General features: G+C 66.5%; 22 protein-coding genes and 2 pseudogenes. 9 read left to right on the forward strand and 15 right to left on the reverse strand.

What is annotated here, in order from left to right:
* Positions 1–20: 20 nt before the first annotated feature.
* Together ACGFK1_RS07310 and ACGFK1_RS07315 are read right to left on the reverse strand one after the other, a co-directional pair.
* Positions 21–4,577, reverse strand: a complete 4,557-nt coding sequence (locus ACGFK1_RS07310) for an ATP-dependent helicase (protein ID WP_393427565.1) — start codon at positions 4,575–4,577, stop codon at positions 21–23.
* A gap of 32 nt (positions 4,578–4,609) precedes the next feature.
* Positions 4,610–5,293: a TetR/AcrR family transcriptional regulator gene (locus tag ACGFK1_RS07315; RefSeq protein ID WP_393427566.1), complete on the reverse strand. Its 684-nt coding sequence runs from the start codon at positions 5,291–5,293 to the stop codon at positions 4,610–4,612.
* A 52-nt stretch (positions 5,294–5,345) separates the two neighbouring features.
* On the opposite strand from ACGFK1_RS07315, the pseudogene ACGFK1_RS07320 reads away from it, so the two are divergent.
* A pseudogene (locus ACGFK1_RS07320) lies at positions 5,346–5,620 on the forward strand (MBL fold metallo-hydrolase); the annotation flags it as partial.
* Between the two features lie 12 nt (positions 5,621–5,632).
* On the opposite strand, the gene ACGFK1_RS07325 reads toward ACGFK1_RS07320, so the two are convergent.
* The 7 genes from ACGFK1_RS07325 to ACGFK1_RS07355 form a co-directional block, all read right to left on the reverse strand.
* Positions 5,633–5,782, reverse strand: a complete 150-nt coding sequence (locus ACGFK1_RS07325) for a hypothetical protein (RefSeq protein WP_393427567.1) — start codon at positions 5,780–5,782, stop codon at positions 5,633–5,635.
* A gap of 11 nt (positions 5,783–5,793) precedes the next feature.
* The gene (locus tag ACGFK1_RS07330) at positions 5,794–6,975 is read right to left on the reverse strand and encodes an RtcB family protein (RefSeq protein WP_393427568.1); all 1,182 of its coding nucleotides are present in this window, start codon (positions 6,973–6,975) and stop codon (positions 5,794–5,796) included.
* A gap of 28 nt (positions 6,976–7,003) precedes the next feature.
* Positions 7,004–9,385, reverse strand: a complete 2,382-nt coding sequence (locus tag ACGFK1_RS07335) for a glycoside hydrolase family 65 protein (RefSeq protein ID WP_393427569.1) — start codon at positions 9,383–9,385, stop codon at positions 7,004–7,006.
* Entirely contained in the window at positions 9,382–10,125 is a 744-nt protein-coding gene (locus ACGFK1_RS07340) for a beta-phosphoglucomutase family hydrolase (protein ID WP_393427570.1), read from the reverse strand. Before ACGFK1_RS07340 ends, ACGFK1_RS07335 begins: the two co-directional genes overlap by 4 nt.
* Positions 10,126–10,129: 4 nt before the next feature.
* Complete coding sequence (locus ACGFK1_RS07345) at positions 10,130–10,555, reverse strand: hypothetical protein (protein ID WP_393427571.1); 426 nt, start codon at positions 10,553–10,555, stop codon at positions 10,130–10,132.
* A 255-nt stretch (positions 10,556–10,810) separates the two neighbouring features.
* Positions 10,811–12,355: an aldehyde dehydrogenase family protein gene (locus ACGFK1_RS07350; RefSeq protein WP_393427572.1), complete on the reverse strand. Its 1,545-nt coding sequence runs from the start codon at positions 12,353–12,355 to the stop codon at positions 10,811–10,813.
* The gene (locus tag ACGFK1_RS07355) at positions 12,352–13,605 is read right to left on the reverse strand and encodes a 2-oxoadipate dioxygenase/decarboxylase family protein (RefSeq protein WP_393427573.1); all 1,254 of its coding nucleotides are present in this window, start codon (positions 13,603–13,605) and stop codon (positions 12,352–12,354) included. The genes ACGFK1_RS07350 and ACGFK1_RS07355 overlap by 4 nt, the downstream gene beginning before the upstream one ends.
* A gap of 30 nt (positions 13,606–13,635) precedes the next feature.
* Between ACGFK1_RS07355 and ACGFK1_RS07360 the strand changes: the two genes are divergently transcribed.
* A complete protein-coding gene (locus ACGFK1_RS07360; protein ID WP_393427574.1) occupies positions 13,636–14,088 on the forward strand; it encodes an Lrp/AsnC family transcriptional regulator in 453 nt (150 codons plus the stop codon).
* A gap of 52 nt (positions 14,089–14,140) precedes the next feature.
* Entirely contained in the window at positions 14,141–15,466 is a 1,326-nt protein-coding gene (gene lat, locus ACGFK1_RS07365; RefSeq protein WP_393427575.1) for an L-lysine 6-transaminase, read from the forward strand.
* On the opposite strand, the gene ACGFK1_RS07370 is transcribed toward lat, so the two are convergent.
* On the reverse strand, positions 15,450–15,995 hold the full coding sequence (locus tag ACGFK1_RS07370; protein WP_393427880.1) for a restriction endonuclease: 546 nt from the start codon (positions 15,993–15,995) through the stop codon (positions 15,450–15,452). The two genes, lat and ACGFK1_RS07370, sit on opposite strands and share 17 nt — an antisense overlap.
* Before the next feature lie 100 nt (positions 15,996–16,095).
* On the opposite strand from ACGFK1_RS07370, the gene ACGFK1_RS07375 reads away from it, so the two are divergent.
* The 6 genes and pseudogenes from ACGFK1_RS07375 to usfY all read left to right on the forward strand — a co-directional run bounded on the left by ACGFK1_RS07375 (position 16,096) and on the right by usfY (position 18,732).
* The gene (locus ACGFK1_RS07375) at positions 16,096–16,776 is read left to right on the forward strand and encodes a PAS and ANTAR domain-containing protein (RefSeq protein WP_393427576.1); all 681 of its coding nucleotides are present in this window, start codon (positions 16,096–16,098) and stop codon (positions 16,774–16,776) included.
* A 144-nt stretch (positions 16,777–16,920) separates the two neighbouring features.
* Positions 16,921–17,238, forward strand: coding sequence for a hypothetical protein (locus tag ACGFK1_RS07380; RefSeq protein WP_393427881.1), 318 nt, complete (start codon positions 16,921–16,923; stop codon positions 17,236–17,238).
* A gap of 147 nt (positions 17,239–17,385) precedes the next feature.
* Entirely contained in the window at positions 17,386–17,712 is a 327-nt protein-coding gene (locus tag ACGFK1_RS07385; protein WP_393427577.1) for a hypothetical protein, read from the forward strand.
* Positions 17,713–17,731: 19 nt separating this feature from the next.
* The gene (locus tag ACGFK1_RS07390; protein ID WP_393427578.1) at positions 17,732–17,893 is read left to right on the forward strand and encodes a hypothetical protein; all 162 of its coding nucleotides are present in this window, start codon (positions 17,732–17,734) and stop codon (positions 17,891–17,893) included.
* 18 nt (positions 17,894–17,911) lie between these two features.
* A pseudogene (locus ACGFK1_RS07395) lies at positions 17,912–18,348 on the forward strand (flavodoxin family protein); the annotation flags it as partial.
* 75 nt (positions 18,349–18,423) lie between these two features.
* The gene (gene usfY / locus ACGFK1_RS07400; RefSeq protein WP_393427579.1) at positions 18,424–18,732 is read left to right on the forward strand and encodes a protein UsfY; all 309 of its coding nucleotides are present in this window, start codon (positions 18,424–18,426) and stop codon (positions 18,730–18,732) included.
* A gap of 62 nt (positions 18,733–18,794) precedes the next feature.
* On the opposite strand, the gene ACGFK1_RS07405 is transcribed toward usfY, so the two are convergent.
* From ACGFK1_RS07405 to ACGFK1_RS07425, 5 genes are all read right to left on the reverse strand, one after another.
* Positions 18,795–19,034, reverse strand: a complete 240-nt coding sequence (locus tag ACGFK1_RS07405; RefSeq protein WP_393427580.1) for a CsbD family protein — start codon at positions 19,032–19,034, stop codon at positions 18,795–18,797.
* A gap of 141 nt (positions 19,035–19,175) precedes the next feature.
* Positions 19,176–19,520, reverse strand: coding sequence for a hypothetical protein (locus ACGFK1_RS07410; RefSeq protein WP_393427581.1), 345 nt, complete (start codon positions 19,518–19,520; stop codon positions 19,176–19,178).
* Positions 19,507–19,899, reverse strand: a complete 393-nt coding sequence (locus ACGFK1_RS07415; protein ID WP_393427582.1) for a hypothetical protein — start codon at positions 19,897–19,899, stop codon at positions 19,507–19,509. The genes ACGFK1_RS07410 and ACGFK1_RS07415 overlap by 14 nt, the downstream gene beginning before the upstream one ends.
* The gene (locus ACGFK1_RS07420) at positions 19,896–21,125 is read right to left on the reverse strand and encodes an NRAMP family divalent metal transporter (RefSeq protein ID WP_393427583.1); all 1,230 of its coding nucleotides are present in this window, start codon (positions 21,123–21,125) and stop codon (positions 19,896–19,898) included. Before ACGFK1_RS07420 ends, ACGFK1_RS07415 begins: the two co-directional genes overlap by 4 nt.
* Positions 21,125–21,589 (reverse strand): hypothetical protein, encoded by a 465-nt coding sequence (locus tag ACGFK1_RS07425; protein ID WP_393427584.1) that lies wholly within the window; start codon positions 21,587–21,589, stop codon positions 21,125–21,127. Before ACGFK1_RS07425 ends, ACGFK1_RS07420 begins: the two co-directional genes overlap by 1 nt.
* Positions 21,590–21,613 lie beyond the last annotated feature (24 nt).

Below are 21,613 nucleotides of genomic sequence, written 5' to 3' on the forward strand. Positions count from 1 at the left end.
TTGAACTGTAGGCGTCGTTGCTAGCGCAGCCGCAGGCCCCTCGGGGTGCGCGCGAACCCGGCGCCGAGCAGCGACTCATGCACGGTGGCGCGCTCACCTTCTGCGACGGGCTCCAGCACCGACACGCCGTTGACCTTCTCGACGAGTAGTGAACCGATGCGCCCCGCACTCACCAGATCGGTCAGCGCCGCCGCGGCCGCTGCATGCGCATCGACGTCATCGATGAAACTCAGCAGCGAGCGCCCACCGCGTTCCAGGAACCAGACAAGCTCGCCGTCGACGATCGCGACCAGCGCGCCGGCCTTGCGGCCCGGTCGGTGCGCCACGTCGTCGTCGCCGGACTTGCGCGTTGGCCACGGCAGCGCGGCGCCGTACGGGTTGGCAGGATCGGCGGCCGCGAGGACCACCGCGTGGTACTCACGGCGGTCTTGGTCGACGCCGTCGAGATACGACCGGAGACGGTCCACGGTCGACGCGACGGCGAACTGCGCGCCGCCAAGGGATTCAACGAAGTAGCCGCGCTGGCAGCGGCCCGCCTCCTCAAAGGCCGTGAGCACCTTGTACAACATCGCGAAGCCGCCGGGCACCTCCTCGGCCCCGACCGCTCCCTTGGTCAAAACGCCGTGGCGACCGAGTAACAGCTCGGCCTGGAAGTGCGCCCGCACCGTCGACTCCGGTTCGGCACTCGGCAGCGCCGACCACCTGCCCGCCACCGTCGGGTCGGAAGTGCGGGCTTGGGCATGCGCGACGCTGTAGCGGCTCAGCCGTGGCGGCCGCTGCCGTTGCCGGTGCGCCGGTGTGCCGCGGCGCCCCGTCGATCTGCGGCTGCCTGACAGCATCGCGCGGACCGGTGCGAACGTATCGCCGCCGACCCAGCCAGCCCAGATCAGCTCCCAGAGCGCCTCTTTGAACTTCTCGGTGTCCGACTCGGCGAGCTGGCGGAAGAAATACGCACCGCCGCCACCGAGAGTGGCCATGATCGCCCGATGCGTGTCGGTGAACTCGAGCTCGGTCGGCGGGGCCAAGGTCAACGGTGCCGATTCGGCGGGATGAAAGGCGATCCAGCCGTCACCGCCGCCGATCTGGCCGACGCCCGACCAGGTGACCTCCCCCGAAGCGAGCAGTTCGTCGAGCATCGCGGGCTGATAGTCGCGCACCCGCTGCCCGAACACCAGCGGCTCGACCGCGGATGCCGGCATCGGCACACCGGCCAACTGGTCGATCACCGACGCCAGGCCGTCGATACCCGAATTGTGCGAGCCCACCTGCTGCCAGGACGGCAGGAACCGACCGTAAGCCGCGGTGCTGACCGGTTCGACCTGAGCCCGCAGCGCGGCCAACGACCGGCGGCGCAGGATCTTCAACACGTCCGCGTCACACCATTCGGTGGAATCGACCACTGAGTCCGATGTCGCCGCCGTAGCGGCTCCGGACGTGAACTCGCCGCGAATCAGCTTGCCGTCGATGGCCATCCGACCAAGCACGTCGGCGGTCACCCGCAGGCCGAGGCCGAACCGGACCGCGGCGTCGTGGGTGGTGAACGGTCCGCGGGTGCGCGCATAGCGGCCCAGCAATTCGCCCAGCGGGTCATCGACGGACTCGGTGAACGCCATCGGTACGCCCACCGGTACCGCCACCCCGACACCGTCGCGCAACAGGCCGATGTCTTCGATTGTGGCCCACCACTTTTGGTCGGCGAACGATACCTGCAGCACCCGCCTGGCGGCCTGTAAGCCGTCCAGCCAGGCGCCGACTTCTGTGGTGGTGCAGCGGTCGGCGATCTCTTGTTCGGTCAGCGGGCCGAGGATCCGCAGCAGGTCCGCGATGCCCTCGGCGTCACGGGCCAACCGGTCGGCGGCCAGGTGCTGCAGCTGTCGGGTGGTGGTCGCGATGACCTGCGGATCGAGCAATTCCCGCAACTCGACCCGGCCGAGCAGTTCGGCGAGCAACACGCTGTCCAGCGAAAGGGCCGCGGCGCGACGCTCGGCCAGCGGGCTGTCGCCCTCGTACATGAACGCGCCGACGTAGCCGAACAGCAGTGACGCGGCGAACGGCGACGGAGTCGCGGTCTCCACTTCGACCACGCGCAGCCGGCGCTGGGCCACTCGGTGCATCAGCGCGGTCAGTGCGGGCACGTCGTAGACGTCCTGCAGGCACTCCCGCACCGCCTCCAGCACGATGGGGAAGTCCGGGTACTTGCGCGCGACATCGAGCAGTTGGGCGGCGCGTTGCCGTTGATGCCACAGCGGTGACCGCTTACCGGGGTGCCTGCGCGGCAAAAGCAATGCGCGCGCGGCGCATTCGCGGAACCGTGAGGCGAACAGTGCCGAGCCGCCCACCTCGGCAGTGACGATGGGTTCGATTTCGTCGGCGTCGAAGACGAACAGGTCGGCGCCTGGCGCGGCGTCTTCGGTGTCGGGTAGTCGGACGATGATGCCGTCGTCGGACGCCGTCGGCTTCTCATCGATGCCGTAGCGTTCGCGCAGTCGACGGGACACCGCCAACGCGAGCGGCCCGTGTACCCGAAGTCCATAGGGGGAGTGCAGGATCACTCGCCAGTCACCGAGTTCGTCGCGGAACCGTTCGACCATCAACGTGGTGTCGCTGGGCACGGTGCCTGTCGCCTGCCGCTGGTCATCCAGTAGCCGCCACAGATTGTCGGAGGCGAACTGATCGAAACCCATTGCCTGGCAACGTTCTATGAATTGGTCATGGCCGAGGCCCGCGAGCTCACCTGTGAACGCACCGACGGCGGCGCCCAACTCGGCTGGCCTGCCGACACCGTCGCCTTTCCAGAACGGTAAGCGCGCGGGCTGACCCGGTGCCGGAATGACCAACACGCGGTCGTGGGTGATCTCGGTGATCCGCCAACTGGTCGCTCCCAGCGAGATCACGTCACCTGGACGGGACTCGTAGACCATTTCTTCATCGAGTTCCCCTACGCGCGAGGGCTTTTCGGAATCGGTAGCCAGATAGACGGTGAACAGCCCGCGATCAGGGATGGCGCCGCCGGATGTGACCGCCAGCCGCTGTGCACCCGGCCGGGCGGTCAGCGTCCCCGCGTCCCGGTCGTACACCAGCCGCGGCCGCAGTTCGGCGAACTCGGTGGACGGGTACTTGCCGGAAAGCAGATCCAACGTCGCCTCGAATGCGCTGCGCGGCAAGGTCGCAAACGGGGCGCTGCGACGCACCGCGTCGAACCAGCGGTCGGCGTCGATGGGCTCGAGCGCGCACGCGGCGACGGTGTGCTGGGCGAGCACGTCGAGCGGATTGGTCGGCACATGCATGGTCTCGATTTCGCCCGCCAGCATCCGCTTCACGGTCACCGCGCAGCCGATCAAGTCGGTGCGGTGCTTGGGGAACAGCACGCCCTGCGAGATCTCGCCGACCTGGTGGCCTGCCCGGCCGATCCTCTGCAGTCCGCTGGCCACCGACGGCGGTGCCTCGACCTGGATCACCAGATCGACCGCACCCATGTCGATGCCCAACTCCAAGCTGGAGGTGGCGACTACGGCGCGCAGCCGCCCGCTCTTCAGGTCATCTTCGACCTGGGCGCGCTGCTCCTTGCTGACCGAGCCGTGATGCGCGCGGGCCAGCAGGGTCGGCGCCCCGTGCGATTGGCCGCTTGCCATCAGCTGCGCTGGCGAACCGCCGCCGACCTGTGGATTGCGCCCATCGGGCAGCTCGATGCCTGACCGCTCGGCGTGAATCTCGTTGAGCCGCGAGGTGAGCCGCTCGGCCAGCCGGCGCGAGTTGGCGAACACGATGGAACTGCGGTGAGTTTCGATCAGGTCGACGATCCGCGCCTCGACATCCGGCCAGATCGAGTTGTTCTCCAGGTTCGCCATGTCGGGCACCGGCACCTGCACGGACAGGTCGAAGGTTTTGGCGGCGGGCGGCGCGACGATGGTGGTCCTGGCCTGTCCCGACAGAAACCGCGCGACCTCCTCGGGTGGTCGAACGGTGGCCGAAAGCCCGATGCGCTGCGCGGGGGCGGCCAGAATCTGGTCGAGCCGCTCCAGCGACAGCGCCAGGTGGGCGCCGCGTTTGGTGCCAGCGACCGCGTGCACCTCGTCGACGATGACCGTCCGCACGTCGGCCAGCGTCTCGCGCGCCGCCGATGTCAGCATCAAGAACAGCGACTCAGGCGTGGTGATCAGGACGTCCGGCGGATTGGTGATCAATGCCCTTCGCTGGGCGGGCGGGGTGTCACCGGATCGCACACCCACGCTGATGGCAAGGGCGGTGAGACCGCGGCGTTCGGCCACCCGGCCGACGCCGATCAGCGGCGTGCGCAGGTTGCGCTCGACGTCGACGGCCAGCGCCTTCAGCGGCGACACGTACAGCACCTTGGTGCCCGCTCCCGCCGGTTTCGGCTCCGACGACGCCAGTTGGTCGATGGCCCACAGGAACGCGGCCAGCGTCTTACCGGAGCCAGTCGGGGCGATGACCAGCGTGTTGTCCCCGTCGGCGATGGCCGACCACGCCTGCGCCTGCGCCGCGGTGGGCTCGGCGAACGTGCCCGTGAACCATTCGCGGGTCAGCGCGCTGAAGCGTTCCAGCGGGTCAGAGGTCATCTAGCCATGGTGCAGGAGGGCACCGACAGATTTCAGCGGTGCTCTGGGGCGACGGCTTCGCTCAGCGCAGAAGGGATGCCCGGCACCCTGCCGACCGCGTCGAGCAGCGCGTGCGCGCACGCCGCACCGACGTAGCCGGCATCCAGCGACGGATCGAGCAGACGTTGCCTGCACATCTCGAATGTGAACGCCAGCCAGCCGTAGATGGTGACGCGGAGATCGCGCTCGACCTTGGCGTCCATTCCGTCATCGACTGACTTGGTGATGCGCTCCATGATCCGGTTGACCTGCCGATTGTTGTCGACGTCTTCGATGCCGCGCAGCACCGGATCCGAGCTGCCGATGCCGACATAGGCGGCCCATGCACCGTGCGGATGCTCTTCGTCGTAGCGGACGTATGCCAGCACGCCCTCGCGAACCTGGTCGAACAGGCTCTGCCCCGGCTCGGGCGGGGTGCTGGTGGCCTCGAAAAGACGGTCACCCTCGGCGCGGATCACCTCCGCGAAGAACGTCCGCTTGTCGGGGAAGTAGTGGTACATCAACGCCCGCGACACGCCCGCTCGTTCGGCGATCTCGTCGATGCGGACCTCGTCGTACGGCCGCTCGCCGAACACCTCGGCGCCCAGCGCCAGCAGTTCGTTGCGGCGGTCGTCGGGCGACAGCCGCCGTCGGGACGGCGATGAGCCGCTTGCGCCAAGAGCGTCAGGCCCAGCCATGCCGCCATTCTAGTTAACACATGTACAACAGCGCTGCGCCTACTGTCGGTACGTGTCCGCGCGTGAATTGGCGTGCTCGGGACGGCCAGTCAGGTGCCGACCCGCCACCGCAACCACAACGGCTATCTGCTGCTGTGGGACGGCCAGGGCGTGCTCTTCGATCCTGGCGAGAGCACACAGCGTCAACTTCTGCTCGCCGGTGTCGCCGCCAGCAGCATCACCAGGTTGTGCCTCACCCATTTCCGCGGCGACCACTGTCTCGGCGTTCCCGTTGTGGTGCAACGCTTTTCGGCCGATGGTGTTCGCGTTAGTGATGGACACCCGGTTCTGTGACGCCGTCTACGCCCTGGCCGACGGTGTCGACATGTTGGTGATCGCGCACTTCTCGCAGGCTATCCCGACCTGAGTCGGCACCGCGAGGAGGCGGTCGGGGTTTTCGGTGGCGACGTTGTCGTCGCCGAGTGACCTGATGAGAATCCCGGTGTCCAAACGTCGATGAATCAGGTGCCCTTGACGTTGACCACCTGACGCAGCGTCGTGACCACCTCGACGAGATCCGCCGAATCAGCCATCACGACGTCGATGGGCTTGTAGGCATCGGGAATCTCGTCGACCCACGCCTCGCCGTGTCGGTACTCGATGCCGTTCATCCGCGCGGCGAGGTCCTCGGCGGTGAACCGGCGCCTTGCCTCGCTTCGAGAGAACCGGCGGCCCGCGCCGTGCGGTGCGCTGCACAGGCTGTCCGGGTTGCCCTTGCCTCGCACGATGTAGGACCGGGTGCCCATCGACCCCGGAATCACCCCCATCCGGCCCGGATGCGCGTCGACGGCCCCCTTGCGGGTGAGCCAAACCTCCTTGCCGCCATGCCGTTCCGGCGTCGTGTAGTTGTGATGGGTGTTGATCCGTTCCAACTCGACGTCGTCGGCGTCGACCTGCATCCAGTGCGCCAGCGCCTGGCCGAAGCGGTCCATCATCTCCTCGCGGTTGGCCAGCGCAAAGGCCTGCGCCCAGCGCAATTCTGCGATGTAGGTGTCGAATTCCGGGGTGCCCTCGGCCAGGTACGCCAGGTCGGCATTCGGCAGCGCGACGCCGCTGTTGCGGCACTGTTGCTTGGCCACGTTGATGTGCCGGGTGGCGATCTTGTTCCCGACGCCGCGCGATCCGGAGTGCAGGAACATCCAGACCGCATCGTCTTCGTCGAGGCACAATTCGACGAAATGGTTGCCCCCGCCGAGTGTTCCGAGCTGTTCGCGCCACTTCGGTGAATGGGACAGGTCGACGTCACCGTCGCGGGCCAGGCCTTCCAACGCCTCGACCCTGGCGGCCGTGAATGCATAGCGCTTCAGCGACTTGTTGTAGTTGCCTGCACTGAGCGGGATGGCGGATTCCAGCGAACGACGAAGCTGTGCGGTGTCCTTGCCTGCCAGATCGTCGGCCGTGAATCGGGTGCGGGCGGCGATCATTCCGCAGCCGATGTCCACTCCGACCGCGGCGGGGATGACGGCGCCCAGCGTCGGGATCACGGTTCCGACCGCCGCTCCCTTGCCGACATGCGCGTCAGGCATCAACGCCACGTGCGGATAGACAAACGGAAGCGCAGCCGTCTGCGCGGCCTGCTCGACCGTGCCTTGATCGATCTCACTGGCGAAATTGACGATCTTGTGACCGTCGATCGTTTGCATCATTTCCTTCCCCCGATTCCGAGGGTAGTCAGGCGCCGCGTTGAGCAGCACCTGATTTATCGGCTCGCCGGTGTGCTGGCGCGCGCCCAGGCGGTTGGCACGGCGGCGGAAGCAGCGCCTCGCGCCGTTGCACCGCCACCGTGGTGGGCGAATCGGTGCTCAGGTCGAGCTCCTCGCCGGCATGGCGAATGCTCAGGTGATGGTCTGGACCGTCCCGCAGCGTGTATGTCACATCCTCGTGCGTGACGTCGACGGTGAGCCGGAAGTTGCGCCACCGCAGGCGGAACCGCAGCCGGGAAATCCCGTCTGGCAGTTGAGGATTCAATGCGAGTTCGCCGTCGTCATCACGAAGGCCACCGAAGCCCGCGACCAGAGCCGTCCACGCCCCCGCCAACGACGCCATGTGCAGGCCGTCGCGGGTGTTGTGATGCAGGTCGCGCAGATCGATCAACGCGGCTTCATACAGGTAGTCGTGGGCCAATTCCAGATGCCCGACTTCAGCGCACATCACCGCCTGGGTGCAGGCCGACAGCGACGAATCTCTGGTGGTGCGCCGCTCGTAGTAGTCGACGTTGCGCGCCTTCTGCTCAGGAGTGAATTCGCCACTGCGCCAGTGCATTGCCAGAACAAGGTCAGCCTGCTTGATGACCTGCGACGGGTACAGCCGCACGTACGCCTCGTTCAGCAGCAGCGGATACTCGGTATTGTCCGTGAAGTTCCACTCGCGCAGCGTCGTGAAGCCTTCGCACTGTTGGTGGACGCCGAGCTCCTTGTCGAACGGGAGGTGCGCCGCTGCGGCCGCGTCGCGCCAGGCGGCGGTCTCCTCCGACCCGACCCCCAGCGCGAGTGCTGCGTCGGGGTGCCGGTTGCAGGCCTCGACTGCAGTCCGAAGGTTGTGTGCCGCCATGAGATTGGTGAACACATTGTCCCTGACGACGGCCGTGTACTCGTCGGGACCGGTCACCCCGTCGAGATGCCACACTCCGTGCCGGTCGTGGTGCCCCAACGACATCCACAGCCGTGCAGTGTCCACCAGCACCTCCAGACCGCAGTCTGCCTCCAGCGAATCATCGCCCGTGACGGTGCGATACAGCTCGAAGGCCATCGCGATGTCGGCGTTGATGTGCCAGGCGGCGGTGCCTGCGGGCCAGTAAGCGGAGCACTCCTGGCCACGGATGGTCCGCCAGGGGAACGCGGCGCCGGCCAGATCCAGTTCCGCCGCGCGTTCGCGGGCCAAATCCAGGGTCGATGCCCGCCAACGCAACGCGTCCGCCGCGGCACGCGGCGCGGTGTAGGTCAACACAGGCAGTACAAATCCTTCGGTGTCCCAGAAGGTGTGACCGTCGTAGCCCGTTCCGGTCAGACCTTTGCCAGGAATCGCGCGGCGCTCGGCCCGAGCGCTGGCCTGCAATACGTGAAACAGTCCGAAGCGCACGGCCTGCTGACAGTCTGCGTCGCCCTCGACCTCGACGTCCGCGCAGTCCCAGAAATCGTCGAGGAAGTCCCGCTGCGCCTCGAGCAGCCCTTCCCACCCGCAGTACTGGGCACCGGCGACCGCGCCAAGCACCTGGTCGCGCAGTGCGGGCCGGGAGCGCAGGCTCGACCACCCGTAGGCGAGGAACTTCACGATGCGCAGTTGTTGTCCCGGTCGCAGCCCGCAGATGATCGTCGTTCGTGCCCAGTCCTCGCCGGCATCGGTGTCGACTTCGACGCGGCCAGGCACCTCGATCTGGTGTTCCATTGCCGCGGCCATCATCAAGCAACTGCTGCGGGTCCGGTGCACGAGCAGCGCGCCCCGGCTGCCTGCATCGTGCTGAACCGCCTCCAGCGGATTCAACAGCATGGCCGCTACCCGGGGATCGTCAGACGGCGTCGGCTGATCCTCGTTGGCTACCAGCTCGGATTGCACAGTCATCCGTGCGGATTCGTCGACGGCCTCCACGATGTATTCGATGGCCGCCACACCGCGTTGGGCCAAAGACACGAGTCGTGTCGAACGCAGCTTCACCCGCCTGCCAACGGGGGATGTCCAGCACACATTTCGGGTCAGTGTGCCCGCGCGTAGGTCGAGGACGCGCTCGTGAGACTCGAGTTGGCCGTAGCGGACGTCGAACGGTTCATCGTCGACGAGCAGTCGCAGGATCTTGCCGTTGGTGACGTCGACGACCGATTGGCCGTCCTCGGGATAGCCGTATCCCGCTTCGGCATACGGCAGAGGGCGCGTCTCGTAGAACGAGTTGAGGTAGGTGCCGGGCAACCCGTACGGCTCGCCTTCGTCGAGGTTACCGCGCAATCCGATGTGGCCGTTGGACAACGCGAACACCGACTCCGACTGCGCCAGTAGGTTGAGATCGAGCGTGGTCTCCCGCACGCACCACGGCTCGACGGGAAAAGTCTGCTCGGTGATCATCGGCCGGAGAGCAACTCGGCCAAGTCGGTCACGACAACGGTTGCGCCGTTGCGGCGCAACGCTTCTGCCTGGCCGACGCGGTCCACGCCGACCACGCAGCCGAAGTTGCCGCGCTTGCCCGCCTCGACGCCAGCCAGCGCGTCCTCGAAGACGGCCGCTTCTGCCGGCTTGACCCCCAGCAATTCACTGGCACGAAGGAAGGAGTCTGGCGCCGGCTTGCCGTCGATGTGTTCTTCCCGCATGGTCACGCCGTCGACCCGCTGTTGAACGAACTTGTCCAGACCGGTGAGTTCGAGCACTTCTCGCGTGTTGGCGCTGGACGATACGACCGCGACGGCCAGTCCGGCGGCGTCGACCTGCTCGAGATATCGCCGCGAACCTTCGAACACCTTCACCCCGTCCGTGCGCAACGTCTGATGGAACAGTTCGTTCTTGCGATTGCCGAGCCCGTGCACGGTTTCTGCCGACGGGTCGTCGTCCGGTGCGCCCTCCGGCAGCGTGATACCACGGGCGGTCAGAAATGACCGGACACCGTCCTCACGCTTCTTGCCGTCGATGTAGGTCAGATAGTCCGCGTCGATGTCGAATTCCACGAACTGTTCGCCGGCCTGATCGGCCCGGTCGCGCAGAAACGAGTCGAACATGGCCTTCCAGGCTCTCTTGTGCACGCTGGCAGTATCCGTCAGGACACCGTCGAGATCGAAAAGGCAGGCGCGCACGGAGTCCGGTAGTCCGAGCATGGTGCTAATTGTGCTGAAATTTGCGGCGCATTGCGAAGTCCGCTGATCGGGCGGGCACGACGCGAAGCGCGAGCAGGCCCAGGACCAGCACACACAACGCGGGGCCGCCGAACAGCACGACCGCTAGCAGCAGGCCGGTCGCAGACCCCGACAGTGCCGTCGCGAAGGCGAACGCGGCGATCACCCAGGACACGACGCAGGTGATCACCGCGATGGCGAGCGCTATGACGGAACTGGCCAATACGCCGTAGTGGGACGCACCACTGACCGCGAGCACGATCAGAACCGGGATGCCGATAATCGCGGCGGCCGTCAAGGAACCGGCCGCGGAACCGAGTTGGCGTGCGGCGGGCATCACCAGCGCGGCCGCCGCGATTGCGGCGACAACCACGCCGACCACTGCAAACACGCGCGAATTGCTGTTTTGCATGCGTGTAGAGTGACCCGCTCGTGCGGCATCAAAACGCGTGCGCGTACCGCCCCGGCTGGCCAGTGTCCGAAATGCCCACCTCTGGTAGCTCCAAGGTCGCTGCGGCCCACTTTGTCGCTGCGAACTGGGCACATCAACGTGTGTCGCGCGGCGGGGGGTCGGCCGGGCGCAGCTACTGTCCAGTGTCCGAAGTGCCTTGAACTGCCCTACCCGCGAAGTGGCGTGTGCCCCTCGAGTAGTGGGTTCATGCCCGCACTATCCGAAGTGCACCCCCTGTGCCAGCGGCAGCTCGGACGAGTAGTTCACGGTGTTGGTGGCGCGGCGCATGTATGCCTTCCACGCATCTGAACCCGATTCGCGGCCGCCGCCCGTCTGCTTCTCACCACCGAACGCGCCGCCGATCTCGGCACCCGACGTGCCGATGTTGACGTTGGCGATGCCACAGTCCGAGCCGTCGGCCGCCATGAAGCGCTCCGCCTCGCGCACGTCCAGCGTGAAGATGGCCGACGAAAGACCCTGCGGCACCGCATTGTTCAGCGCGATTGCCTCGTCAAGGTCGTCGTAGGTGAGCACGTAGAGAATCGGTGCGAACGTTTCCGAATGCACCACCGCCGTCTGCGACGGCATCCGCACCACCGCCGGGGCCACGTAGTAGGCGCTTTCGTCACCGACGTCATGGCGCTCGCCGCCGATCACCTCACCGCCGTCGGCTTTGGCCTGTTCCAATGCCCGCACCATGTCGCGGTACGCGGTCTCGTGGATGAGCGGGCCCACCAGCGTGCCCTCGGCCGCCGGATCGCCGACGGGCAACTGCCGGTAGGCGTTGACGATCCGTCCGACCAACTCGTCGGCGATCGATGAGTGCACGATCAGCCTGCGCAGCGTGGTGCACCGCTGGCCCGCCGTCCCCGCCGCCGAGAACACGATGCCGCGGACGGCGAGGTCGAGATCGGCCGACGGGGTCACGATCGCGGCGTTGTTGCCGCCGAGTTCCAATAACACCTTGCCGAACCGCTGCGCGACCCGCGGCCCGACCTGCTGGCCCATCCGCACCGACCCGGTGGCACTCAGCAGCGCCACCCGGGGATCGTCGACCAGTCGTTCGCCGACCTCGCGGCCGCCCTGCACCAGCCGACAGACCTCCGGCGGCGCTCCGGCGTCGCTTGCCGCGCGTTCGGCAAGCGTCTGACACGCCAGCGCGGTGAGCGGCGTCAGCTCCGAAGGCTTCCACACCACGGTGTCTCCGCACACCAACGCGATCGCGGTGTTCCACGCCCAGACCGCGACGGGGAAATTGAACGCGGTGATCACGCCGACGACGCCGAGCGGATGCCAGGTCTCCATCAGGCGATGGCCAGGCCGCTCTGACGCGATCGTCTTGCCGTACAACTGTCGCGACAGACCGACCGCGAACTCGCAGATGTCGATCATCTCCTGGACTTCGCCGAGGGCCTCAGACGTGATCTTGCCCGCCTCGATCGTGACCAGCGTCGCGAGGTCGGCCTTGTGCTCGATGAGCAGTTCGCCCAGTCGGGCCACCACGGCGCCGCGTGCCGGCGCGGGCGTGCTGCGCCATGTTGTAAATGCTTGCGCCGCTTGGCTTATCGCGGCATCCGCCTGCTCCGGTGTGGACTCGGAGACAGTGAACAGCACCTCACCGGTGATCGGCGTGCTGGCCTGCAATCCAACACCGCCGGGCTCGCCGAGGGGCGTGCTGGAGCCGATGGCGCTCAGCGCGTCACGCGCCCGGGCGCGCAGGTCGTCGGCCGTCGGAAGCTTGATCGACTGAATCGTGGTCATGATGATGCGACTTTCTCGTAGAGCTCGTACGGGTCGTGGATGTGGTGGCCGATTTGACCGGCCAGCCAGTGCAGGGTGTAGTGCGACGTATCGTCCGCCTCGGCCGCCCTGCTGTCGGTGTCGAGGTTGGACCGGAAGATGCCCGCCGCAGACGCGGGCAGGAAGTCTTCGTACACAACGGGTTTCGTAGGGTCACCGCCGTGGTAGTAGGCCAGTCCGGCGGCCGCCATCGCCTCATCGGTGGCCGGAAAGTAGTCTCCCCACACGGCGGCCGGATCTGGTGTCGACATCGCGGCGTCGTAGCGTGCCCGGCCCAGCGGGGTCAAGGCCACCCCGCGAGCCTCGACCTCGCCGAACCGCACACGCAGCGTGCCGTGAGACACCGTGCCGTCGGCGGCACGGAACAACCGCGGCTCGGCCAGCGCGCGAAATGACGTCTGGCGCAACAACACGTCGGGTCCATGCCAGGCCGGCGGGCCCTGGATGGCGTCGATCATCGTGATGCCACGCGCGGTCATCCGCCGGTACAACTCGTCGATGTCGAGCACTCGTGGCGTCAGATGGTTGATGTGGGTGCTGCGCACCCCCGCGATGTCCGCGGCCACCGCCGACACATCGGCCAACTCGTCGTGCCAGCCGCGGTCGATCGGCTCACGGGAGAGCGCGAACGCGGCAACCGCATCCGCGACGAACCGTCGCGCCCGCGCCCCATCAGCACCGCCGTCGACGGCGATGTGCCGGGCCTCCGCGATCAGTGCCGGGTCGAACAACTGCCGCGCGCCGACGAACCGCTCGACGCGGGCCCGTAGGTCGGGGGAGAAGAACCGCTCATCTGCGGTCGCCAGCATCGAGGTGAACACCCGGAACGGGTTGTGCGCCAGTTGCGCGCTGTCGATGGGCCGAAACGCGGTCGACACGACGGGAACCGGCGACGCCGCGTCGCGCAGGTCGTAGTAGCCGACCGGGAACATCCCGAACGCGGCGAACAAATCCGCGACCTCGGCGAGTTCACGCGCGCTGCCGACCCGGATCGCGCCGTGGCGTTCCGCCGTCACCCGGTCCAACGAGCCGAGTCGCTCGTCCCCGCCCAGTTCACGGTTCACCGCGGTGCTGACTTCGCGGTTCACCGCGGTGCTGACTTCGACCAGCGCGTTGTACGCGGGCACCTCGGCGCCGTAGAGGCGCGACAGAGCAGCCGCGAATTCGGCGCGCAGCCGCCACGTTTCCCAGAAATCGGAGCGCCGGGTCATTTCGACGACCGCCTTGGATAGGGTGCCGCCATGAGCGAACCGCTCGACGAGATCGATCGCACCCTGGCGCGTGAACTGGTGGCCGACGGACGCGCCACGCTGGCGCATCTCGCTGCGGTGGCCGGATTGTCGGTATCGGCTGTCCAGTCCCGGGTCCGCCGACTGGAGTCGCGCGGCGTCGTCACCGGGTACTCGGCGCGGATCAACCCCGAAGCCATCGGGCACATGCTGTCCGCGTTCGTGGCCATCACTCCTCTTGATCCTTCCCAACCCGATGATGCGCCCGCGCGGCTCGAACACATCGCGGAAATCGAGTCCTGTTACTCGGTGGCAGGTGAAGAGAGCTACATCCTGCTGGTGCGTGTCGAGTCGGCGCGGGCGCTCGAAGACTTGCTGCAACGGATCCGGACGGCGGCGAACGTGCGGACTCGAAGCACGATCATCCTACAGACTTTTTACGCAGGACGCGACTTCGTACCGTAATAGTTACGGTCAGATGGTCTAGTCACCGTAAATAATCTGTTAAGATGGCCTTATGACTGCCGTCCTGACACCTGCTGCCCTGCGCCCCGACGACGTCCGTGACGTGTTGGCCCGCAGCATCCTGGCCGATGGGCTCGACTTCGTTCTCGACATCGACCGCTCATCGGGCTCCTATCTGGTCGACGCCCGCACCGGCGAGCGATATCTCGACATGTTCACGTTCTTCGCCTCGTCGGCGCTCGGCATGAACCACCCGGGCCTCGCCGACGACGACGATTTCCGCGCCGAGTTGGCGCAGGCCGCGGTCAACAAGCCAAGCAACTCCGACGTCTACAGCGTGCCGATGGCCCGCTTCGTCGACACCTTCGCCAGGGTGCTCGGCGATCCCGCGCTGCCGCACCTGTTCTTCGTCGACGGGGGAGCGTTGGCCGTCGAAAATGCCCTCAAGGTGGCGTTCGACTGGAAGAGCCGACACAACGAGGCACACGGCATAGATCCCGAACTCGGCACCAAGGTGCTGCACCTGCGCGGCGCCTTCCATGGCCGCAGCGGCTACACCCTGTCGCTGACCAACACCGACCCCAACAAGGTGGCCCGGTTCCCGAAGTTCGACTGGCCGCGCATCGACGCGCCCTATCTCAGGCCCGGTGTCGACATGGACGCCGTCGAAGCGCAATCGCTGGCGCAGGCGCGCGCGGCGTTCGAGGCGCATCCGCACGACATCGCCTGCTTCATCGCCGAGCCCATCCAGGGGGAGGGCGGTGACCGGCATTTCCGGCCGGAGTTCTTCGCCGCGATGCGTGACCTGTGCGACGAGTTCGACGCGCTTCTCGTCTTCGACGAGGTGCAGACCGGCTGCGGGCTGACCGGAACCGCCTGGGCCTACCAGCAATTGGGTGTTGCGCCCGACGTGGTTGCCTTCGGCAAGAAGACACAGGTATGCGGCATCATGGCCGGCCGCCGGGTCGACGAGGTGCGCGACAACGTGTTCGCCGTCAGTTCCCGGATCAATTCCACCTGGGGCGGCAACTTGGTCGACATGGTGCGCTCGCGGCGCATCCTGGAGATCATCGAGTCCGAGGAGTTGATGGTGCGCGCCGCCAAGGCCGGACGCTATCTAGTGGACCAGCTGGATGCGCTGGCCGCCGAATTCCCCGGGTTGGTGTTGGACGTCCGCGGCCGCGGTTTGATGTGTGCGTTCAGCCTGCCGGGCGGCGCCGAGCGCGACGAGCTGATCCGCAGGCTCTGGGATCGCCGCGTCATCATGCTCGCCAGCGGCCCCGACAGCGTGCGGTTCCGCCCGGCGCTGACGGTGTCGCGCGACGAGATCGACACCGCGGTGGCAGCGGTGCGCGAGGTGCTCACGCAGATGCGGTGAGGCGGCGGATGGTCGACCGGAGCCGCGGCAGTTCGGCTCGGCCGACGAGTTCGCAGCCGTGCAACTCCGCGAGTTTGCGTGCCGCAGCGGTGAATTCGTGGTTGGTGACCACCATGGTCTTGACGCAGTCCTGCATGGGAGCGCCAGCCACCACCTCCTGTATGGCGCTGGTGCCCACCGGACGCGACTGCCGTTTGCATTGAATGGCAATGCGATTGGGCCTCCTGCCGACGATGATGTCGACACCCCAGTCGCCGGTGATCGAGGTCATGATCACCGGGACTCCGCAGGACCGCACCACCCGCGCGACGTAATCCTCGAATTCAGTCCCCGACATTCCCGCGGCGACGTCGTCGCGGGTGCTGATGCCGATGAACGCTCCGCGCAGGAAGTGTGGCACCGCCGCGACAACCGCTGGTGCGACGGCCCCGACCGCCAGGCTCCACACCAGGGGGACGCCGAGAAGGTATGCGGCGATGCCGGATACGACGCCCGCGGCGCCGTACAGCTTGAGCCTCACGCGCGGAATGCTAAGACGGCGGGCTGACAGCACCGCTGGACTGTCCCGATAACGAACGTCTGATCAGCTTCGATGCCGCATGGTACTTAGCCGAGATAATCTGCACAGCATGACCGACGAGTTGACCGACCTCGAGGGGCAGAGGCCCGTCGAGCACGCTTTGGCGGGCGGTGAGCCGCAGCGTGTCGGTTGGTTCCGGTTCTATTTCGCCGATGAGCGCTGGGAGTGGTCACCTCAAGTCGAGCGCATGCACGGCTACCAGCCAGGAACCATACAGCCGACCACGGATTTGGTGCTGTCGCACAAGCATCCCGACGATTACGGGCAGGTCGCCGCCACGCTGGACGAGATCCGGCGCACCGCAGGCGCGTTCTCCACGCGGCACCGCATCGTCGACACCCACGGCGACGTTCACGACGTAGTGGTCGTTGGCGACCAGATCTTCGACGAGGCCGGCGCGGTTGTCGGCACGCACGGCTTCTACATCGACGTCAGCCCAGCGGCTACCCGCGCCCACGATGAGCGACTCAGCGAGGCGGTCGCCGAGATCGCCCAGGCCCGCAGCGGTATCGAGCAGGCCAAGGGGATGTTGATGCTGGTCTACCGGATCAGCGCCGATTCGGCCTTCGAACTGCTGAAGTGGCGCTCGCAGGAAACCAACACCAAGTTGCGCGCGCTCGCCGAGCAAATCGTGCACGACTTCCTTGATCTTCCATACGACGAGGTGCTGCCTGCCCGGTCGGTCTACGACAGACTGCTGCTGACCGCGCATTTACGCGTCGGATCCTGAGGTTTATTCGCTCTCCGGACAGGGAAAACAGCACCCACATCGGGGTGAATTGGGTTCTAGCAGCGAATTTCGGGGAGTGTCTTGGTGACTGTGTATCACAACCCCAACGACTTGCGTCACGACAACGCCAATGTGCGCGAGGCCATGCGCTTCGGCGTGCTCATTACGGCGTCCGGGGTGGCGTTTCTGGTCTTCGCCGCGCTGTGGCTGAGCACCTGCCACGGCGCCACCGCGGACACGGCAGCCTGCGGCGTTCCGCAGCGGACCCTGCTGGCCGTCGGTGCGCCGTCCATCCTTTTGCTCGGCGCGGTGTGGGCCTTCGTCCGCACCTATCAACAGTGGCGCAACCGCCAGACCTGGTGGGCGTGGCAGGGCGCGGGATGGTTCCTGCTCGCCTTGATGGGGCTGGTATCGACGTTGAGCATGCCGGCGTTGGCCGGGCCCGCCCTGTTCGGTGGCTGACCGAGGCCTAAATCGGGAATCAGCGGATATCTCGCTGGAGTGAGACTCGGAGTGCTGGACGTCGGTTCGAACGCGGCGCAGTTGCAGATCGTCGACGTGACCGTGGGCGGGCCACCATAGCCCGCTCACGCGATCAAGGAACCGACCGTGCTCGGCGAGGAGATGATGCCGGACGGCGCCATCGGTCAGCCGGGTGTTGACCGTGTGTGCGCCGCGGTGGCACGCGCCGTCGAGACCGCCGAGCGGCAGGCGATCGACATGCTGTACGCCTTCGTGACCTCCGCGATACGGGACGCCGTGAACCGCGACGAGGTGCTCGACCAAATCCAGAACTCGGCGGGCATCCGGCCGCAGTACCTGTCCGGCGACGCGGAGGCCCGTCTCACCTACCTCGCTGTGCACCGCTGGTACGGGTGGCCCGACTGTGCGGTGCGGCGCCGCAACGAAAGGGCCCGTTCGTTCGGCGGGGGCTGACCCGCAGCGATGTCCAGAAGTGGATTCCGCGATTGGCCAGGATGTCGGCCCCGAGCGCGCCAGACTGCGCGGCATCTCGCTGCCCCGCGACCGGCAGATCCTGGCAGGCGCGATGGTAGCCGACCTGACCATGTCCACGCTCGACGTCGAGTCGCTGGACCTGTCCGTGGGCACTGCGTGAGGGAATCGTGCTGCGCCACCTGGAATCGATTGCGACGAGTGGCCGAAGATTCGCCAAACCATCCTGGATCCCAACATTCTCGTGCTCGCGACACCGATCTGGGTGGGCCATCCGTGCAGCATCGCGCAGCGGGTGCTCGAGCGTTTGGATGCCGAGTTGTCCAACACCGACGGCGCCGGACGATGGTCGGCAAGGTCGCGCTCGTCGCGGTGGTAGGAAACGAGGACGGCGCCCACAAGGTCATCGCCGACATGTTCCAGGGGCTCAACGACATTGGCTTCTCCATCGCGTCGCAAGCCGGGACTTACTGGACTGGCGAGGCCATGCAGTCGAGGAACTACGACGACCTCGATGAGGTGCCCGAGGCCGTGGCCAAGACCACCGCTTCGGCCGCCCGCAACGCCGCCCATCTTGCGGCCGTGCTCCGGGGTGAACCGTATCCGCCGAACACGTGACGTTGCCGCCCGGTAGTTCTACCGTTGAAATCAGCCCATGTTTGGCGGGCGTAGGTATCCGAGAGAGGAGTACCGATGAAAGGCCCGAAAGATCCTGTTGACCACGCAAGGACGACGCGGCCGCATGCAGGCGAGTCGATGAAAGACAACAAGATCATGCCGGGGCTGATCGTGATCGGTGTCGCGCTGGTACTTTTCGTGTCCGCACTCGCCGCGCACGCCTCGGCGCATCACAACGTCGGAATCGGTCTCGGCCTCACGTCTCTTGTGCTGTTTGTGATCGGGGGCGGCTGGCTGCTGGTGGAACACCTGCGGGTCCGCCGTATCGAAGAGCGTTGGTATGCAGAGCATCCCGATGCCCATCGGCAACGCCCCAGCAGCTGAGCCCCAGCAGCTGACCGGACGAAAAAGGCCCAGCCGATTCGGCTGGGCCTTTTTCGCGTCAGCTAGTGCTGCTCGGATTCCTGACGCTTCTCGGCGGCCTTCGCGCCGCCGCGAGCCGATTCCGCTTCGGCTTCCTTGCGAGCGGCGTCCCTCTGGGCGTCGGCCTTGTCCTGCTGAGCCTTGCCCTCGCGGGTCAGGTCGTCACGGCCTGTAACGGTGCCGACCGCCTCCTTCGCTTTGCCCTTGACGCCCTCGACGGCGCCTTTGATGCCTTCTTCTGGGCCACTGTTCTTCTCGGTCATGCTTACCTTTCCGCTTTCGGCGTGGATCGGTTGTGCCCACTTCAGCGTGGGGCCCTCCGGGGCCGACAAGAGGTATCTCCCCCCGGGGCCGACAAGAGGTATCTCCCCTCGCTCGGCTGGCATTCCCGGCAGGCGGAGCGGCTAAACGCCTGTGTCGCGCAGCACGGGTGAATACCGGGTGAAGCCCGGCCGCAATCTGACCAGGTCGGAGCCGACGCGGGCGATGTCTTCCCAGGCGGCCACAAAGGTGTCCCGATGCCACCAGCGCATCAATGCGGCGATCATCGCGGGGGCGTCCGCCGCGGAGCGCTCATAGCCGAGAAAAGACGATCTCGTGTGCGGGCTCACCACCAGGCCCAGGACCCGCGGCGTGGGTGGGTCGTCGGCGAGCTCACCTGCGATGGTCACCCGGACATCGACCACCGTCCCCACCGGATGAGAGCCCGCATCGACGACACGCAGGCCCAGCACCTCACTCAGCAGCATGCCGGCCTCCCGGAATGCGTTTGATGATCCGGTCGCACATCCACCGTTCCATCCAGCCACTGTCCAGGACCATGTCGGTCGGCTTGAGCGCCACCACCACCCCCACCGACGCGACGAGATTCCACGGAATGGCTTGCAGCCGCGACCGCGGGGGATTGCCGCCGAATATGCGCGTGGCGACGACGTGGCCCGACAACAGCGAGGTCACCCGGGGCGCGTCGGCGCCTTGCGGAATGTCCTTATCGAACTCCACCCCCGCGAGCTCGAGGTCGTCGACGATACCCGCGGGATCGCCTGCGTCGTCAAGCAACTGGCGGTCCAACAGATGCAGGCGGGCGTCGAGCAGTCGGCCGCGATGGTCCTTGGCAGGAAGGCTCATTGACCGGCTCCCGTCACGATCATCAGCGGGATCGCGGCCACGGAGGCCGCCAAGATGATCACCAGATACACCGAGGCGAACATGTTCGTTACTCTCCCGTTGGTGTCGTCTCCCATGTACTGGGAATCATTGGCCACAATCAGAATCGGCAGATAGGTCAGCGGCAGCGCAATGGCCGAGAAGACCACCGAGTACTCGGTCACCATGATCGGGTCGACGCCGGTGTAGAGCACCGCGGCGCCGACGATGATCGTCACGATCATCACCACGTGGAACCTCGCGGCCTCCGCCGGACGCCGGAACTTCCCCCACGGCCAGCCGAGGAACTGGGCCAAGATGTAGCCCCCGGACAACGCTGTTTCCAACGCCGCGCCAAACGTCGCTGCGAGGATTCCGACGATCACGAACGCCAATAACAGCTTTCCGCCAGCGGCGACAACGGGCATCACCGTCTGTGACAGCGTGGTGACCTCAATTTGATTGGGCAGCAGAACGATGGTCGCGCAGGCAGCGATGGCGATCGACAACATCCCCCCGAGCGGGAAGCCGACCAACACATTGAGCCGCGACGTGCCCAGGTCCTTCTTGGTCCAGTGTTCCTCTACGGCCCCTGACGAGAAGAAGAACACTTCGTACGGTGTCATCGCGGCGCCGAACAGCGCGATCGCGAAGTACCAGTAGGTTGCCGCCGACTCCTGCTCTGGAATCACCGGCGACGTGACCTGGTGGGCCAGGCCGCCCCAGTTCGGGTGCAGCGCAAACACACTGACCGCGAAGACGATCAAGAAGAGGCCGAGCAGGCCGGTGACATTCTCCATGATCGAGAACTTGACGCGCCACACCACCACCCACACCCCGAACGCCGCAACCGGGATCCACATCGTCGTCCCGACGTCGGTCGCCAGTTGCAGGGCCAATGCGACGCCGCCGATCTCGGCGGTCAACGTCATCAGGTTGATGAACACCGATGCCGACAGGTTCGCCGCGGCGGCCCGCGGCCCGAGCCGCTCGCGGATGATCTCGAACGTCGCCCTGCCACTCACCGCGGCCACCCGACCGGCCATGTTGGCGTACAAGCAGATTCCAACCACACCGACGACCACCACCCAGACCAGCGCAAGGCCGAACCGCGATCCGACAACGGAATTGGTCACCAGGTCCCCGATGTCGACGAATCCGCCGATGGCGGTGAGGATTCCGAGCGCGACCGAGAAGATCTTCGACATCAGCGGTATCCGCTCTCGAGCGCATCGGCGGTCGCTCTCAGGTCGTCGCGAGCCTTCGCCGCGGGCGGAGTCGTTGCGACGTTTCGGACCATCGCACCCGCCGCGTTGAGCTGCGCGACGATGTCGTTCATCGACGCGGTGAGTGTGTGCTGGCGGTCGACGTCGATTGGATCCTCTGCCCGCAGCTTCGCGATACCCTTGTACGCCTTCACGACCTCATCGCGTGCGTCCGAGAGCTGGACGCTGACGAGCTGGTTCGTTGACCGTTGCCGGATCCACATGTCCAGCGCCAGGGCACCGCTGCGGGCGGCGGCGGTGGTCTCTTGCATGGACTGCGCCAGCTGGCCCGGCATGCCGTCGCGGTTGGCTGGGCAGCAAGTCAACAGGAGACCCAGCGCGACGAAGAGCACAACCAGGACAAGTCGTGCCCGCCAGCGCCGCGGGTGTTCATTCAGTTGTGCCATGGCGGCTCCTGTCAGCCCCTCAGC

Source organism: Mycobacterium sp. NPDC048908 (assembly GCF_043197955.1).
Classification (GTDB): domain Bacteria; phylum Actinomycetota; class Actinomycetes; order Mycobacteriales; family Mycobacteriaceae; genus Mycobacterium.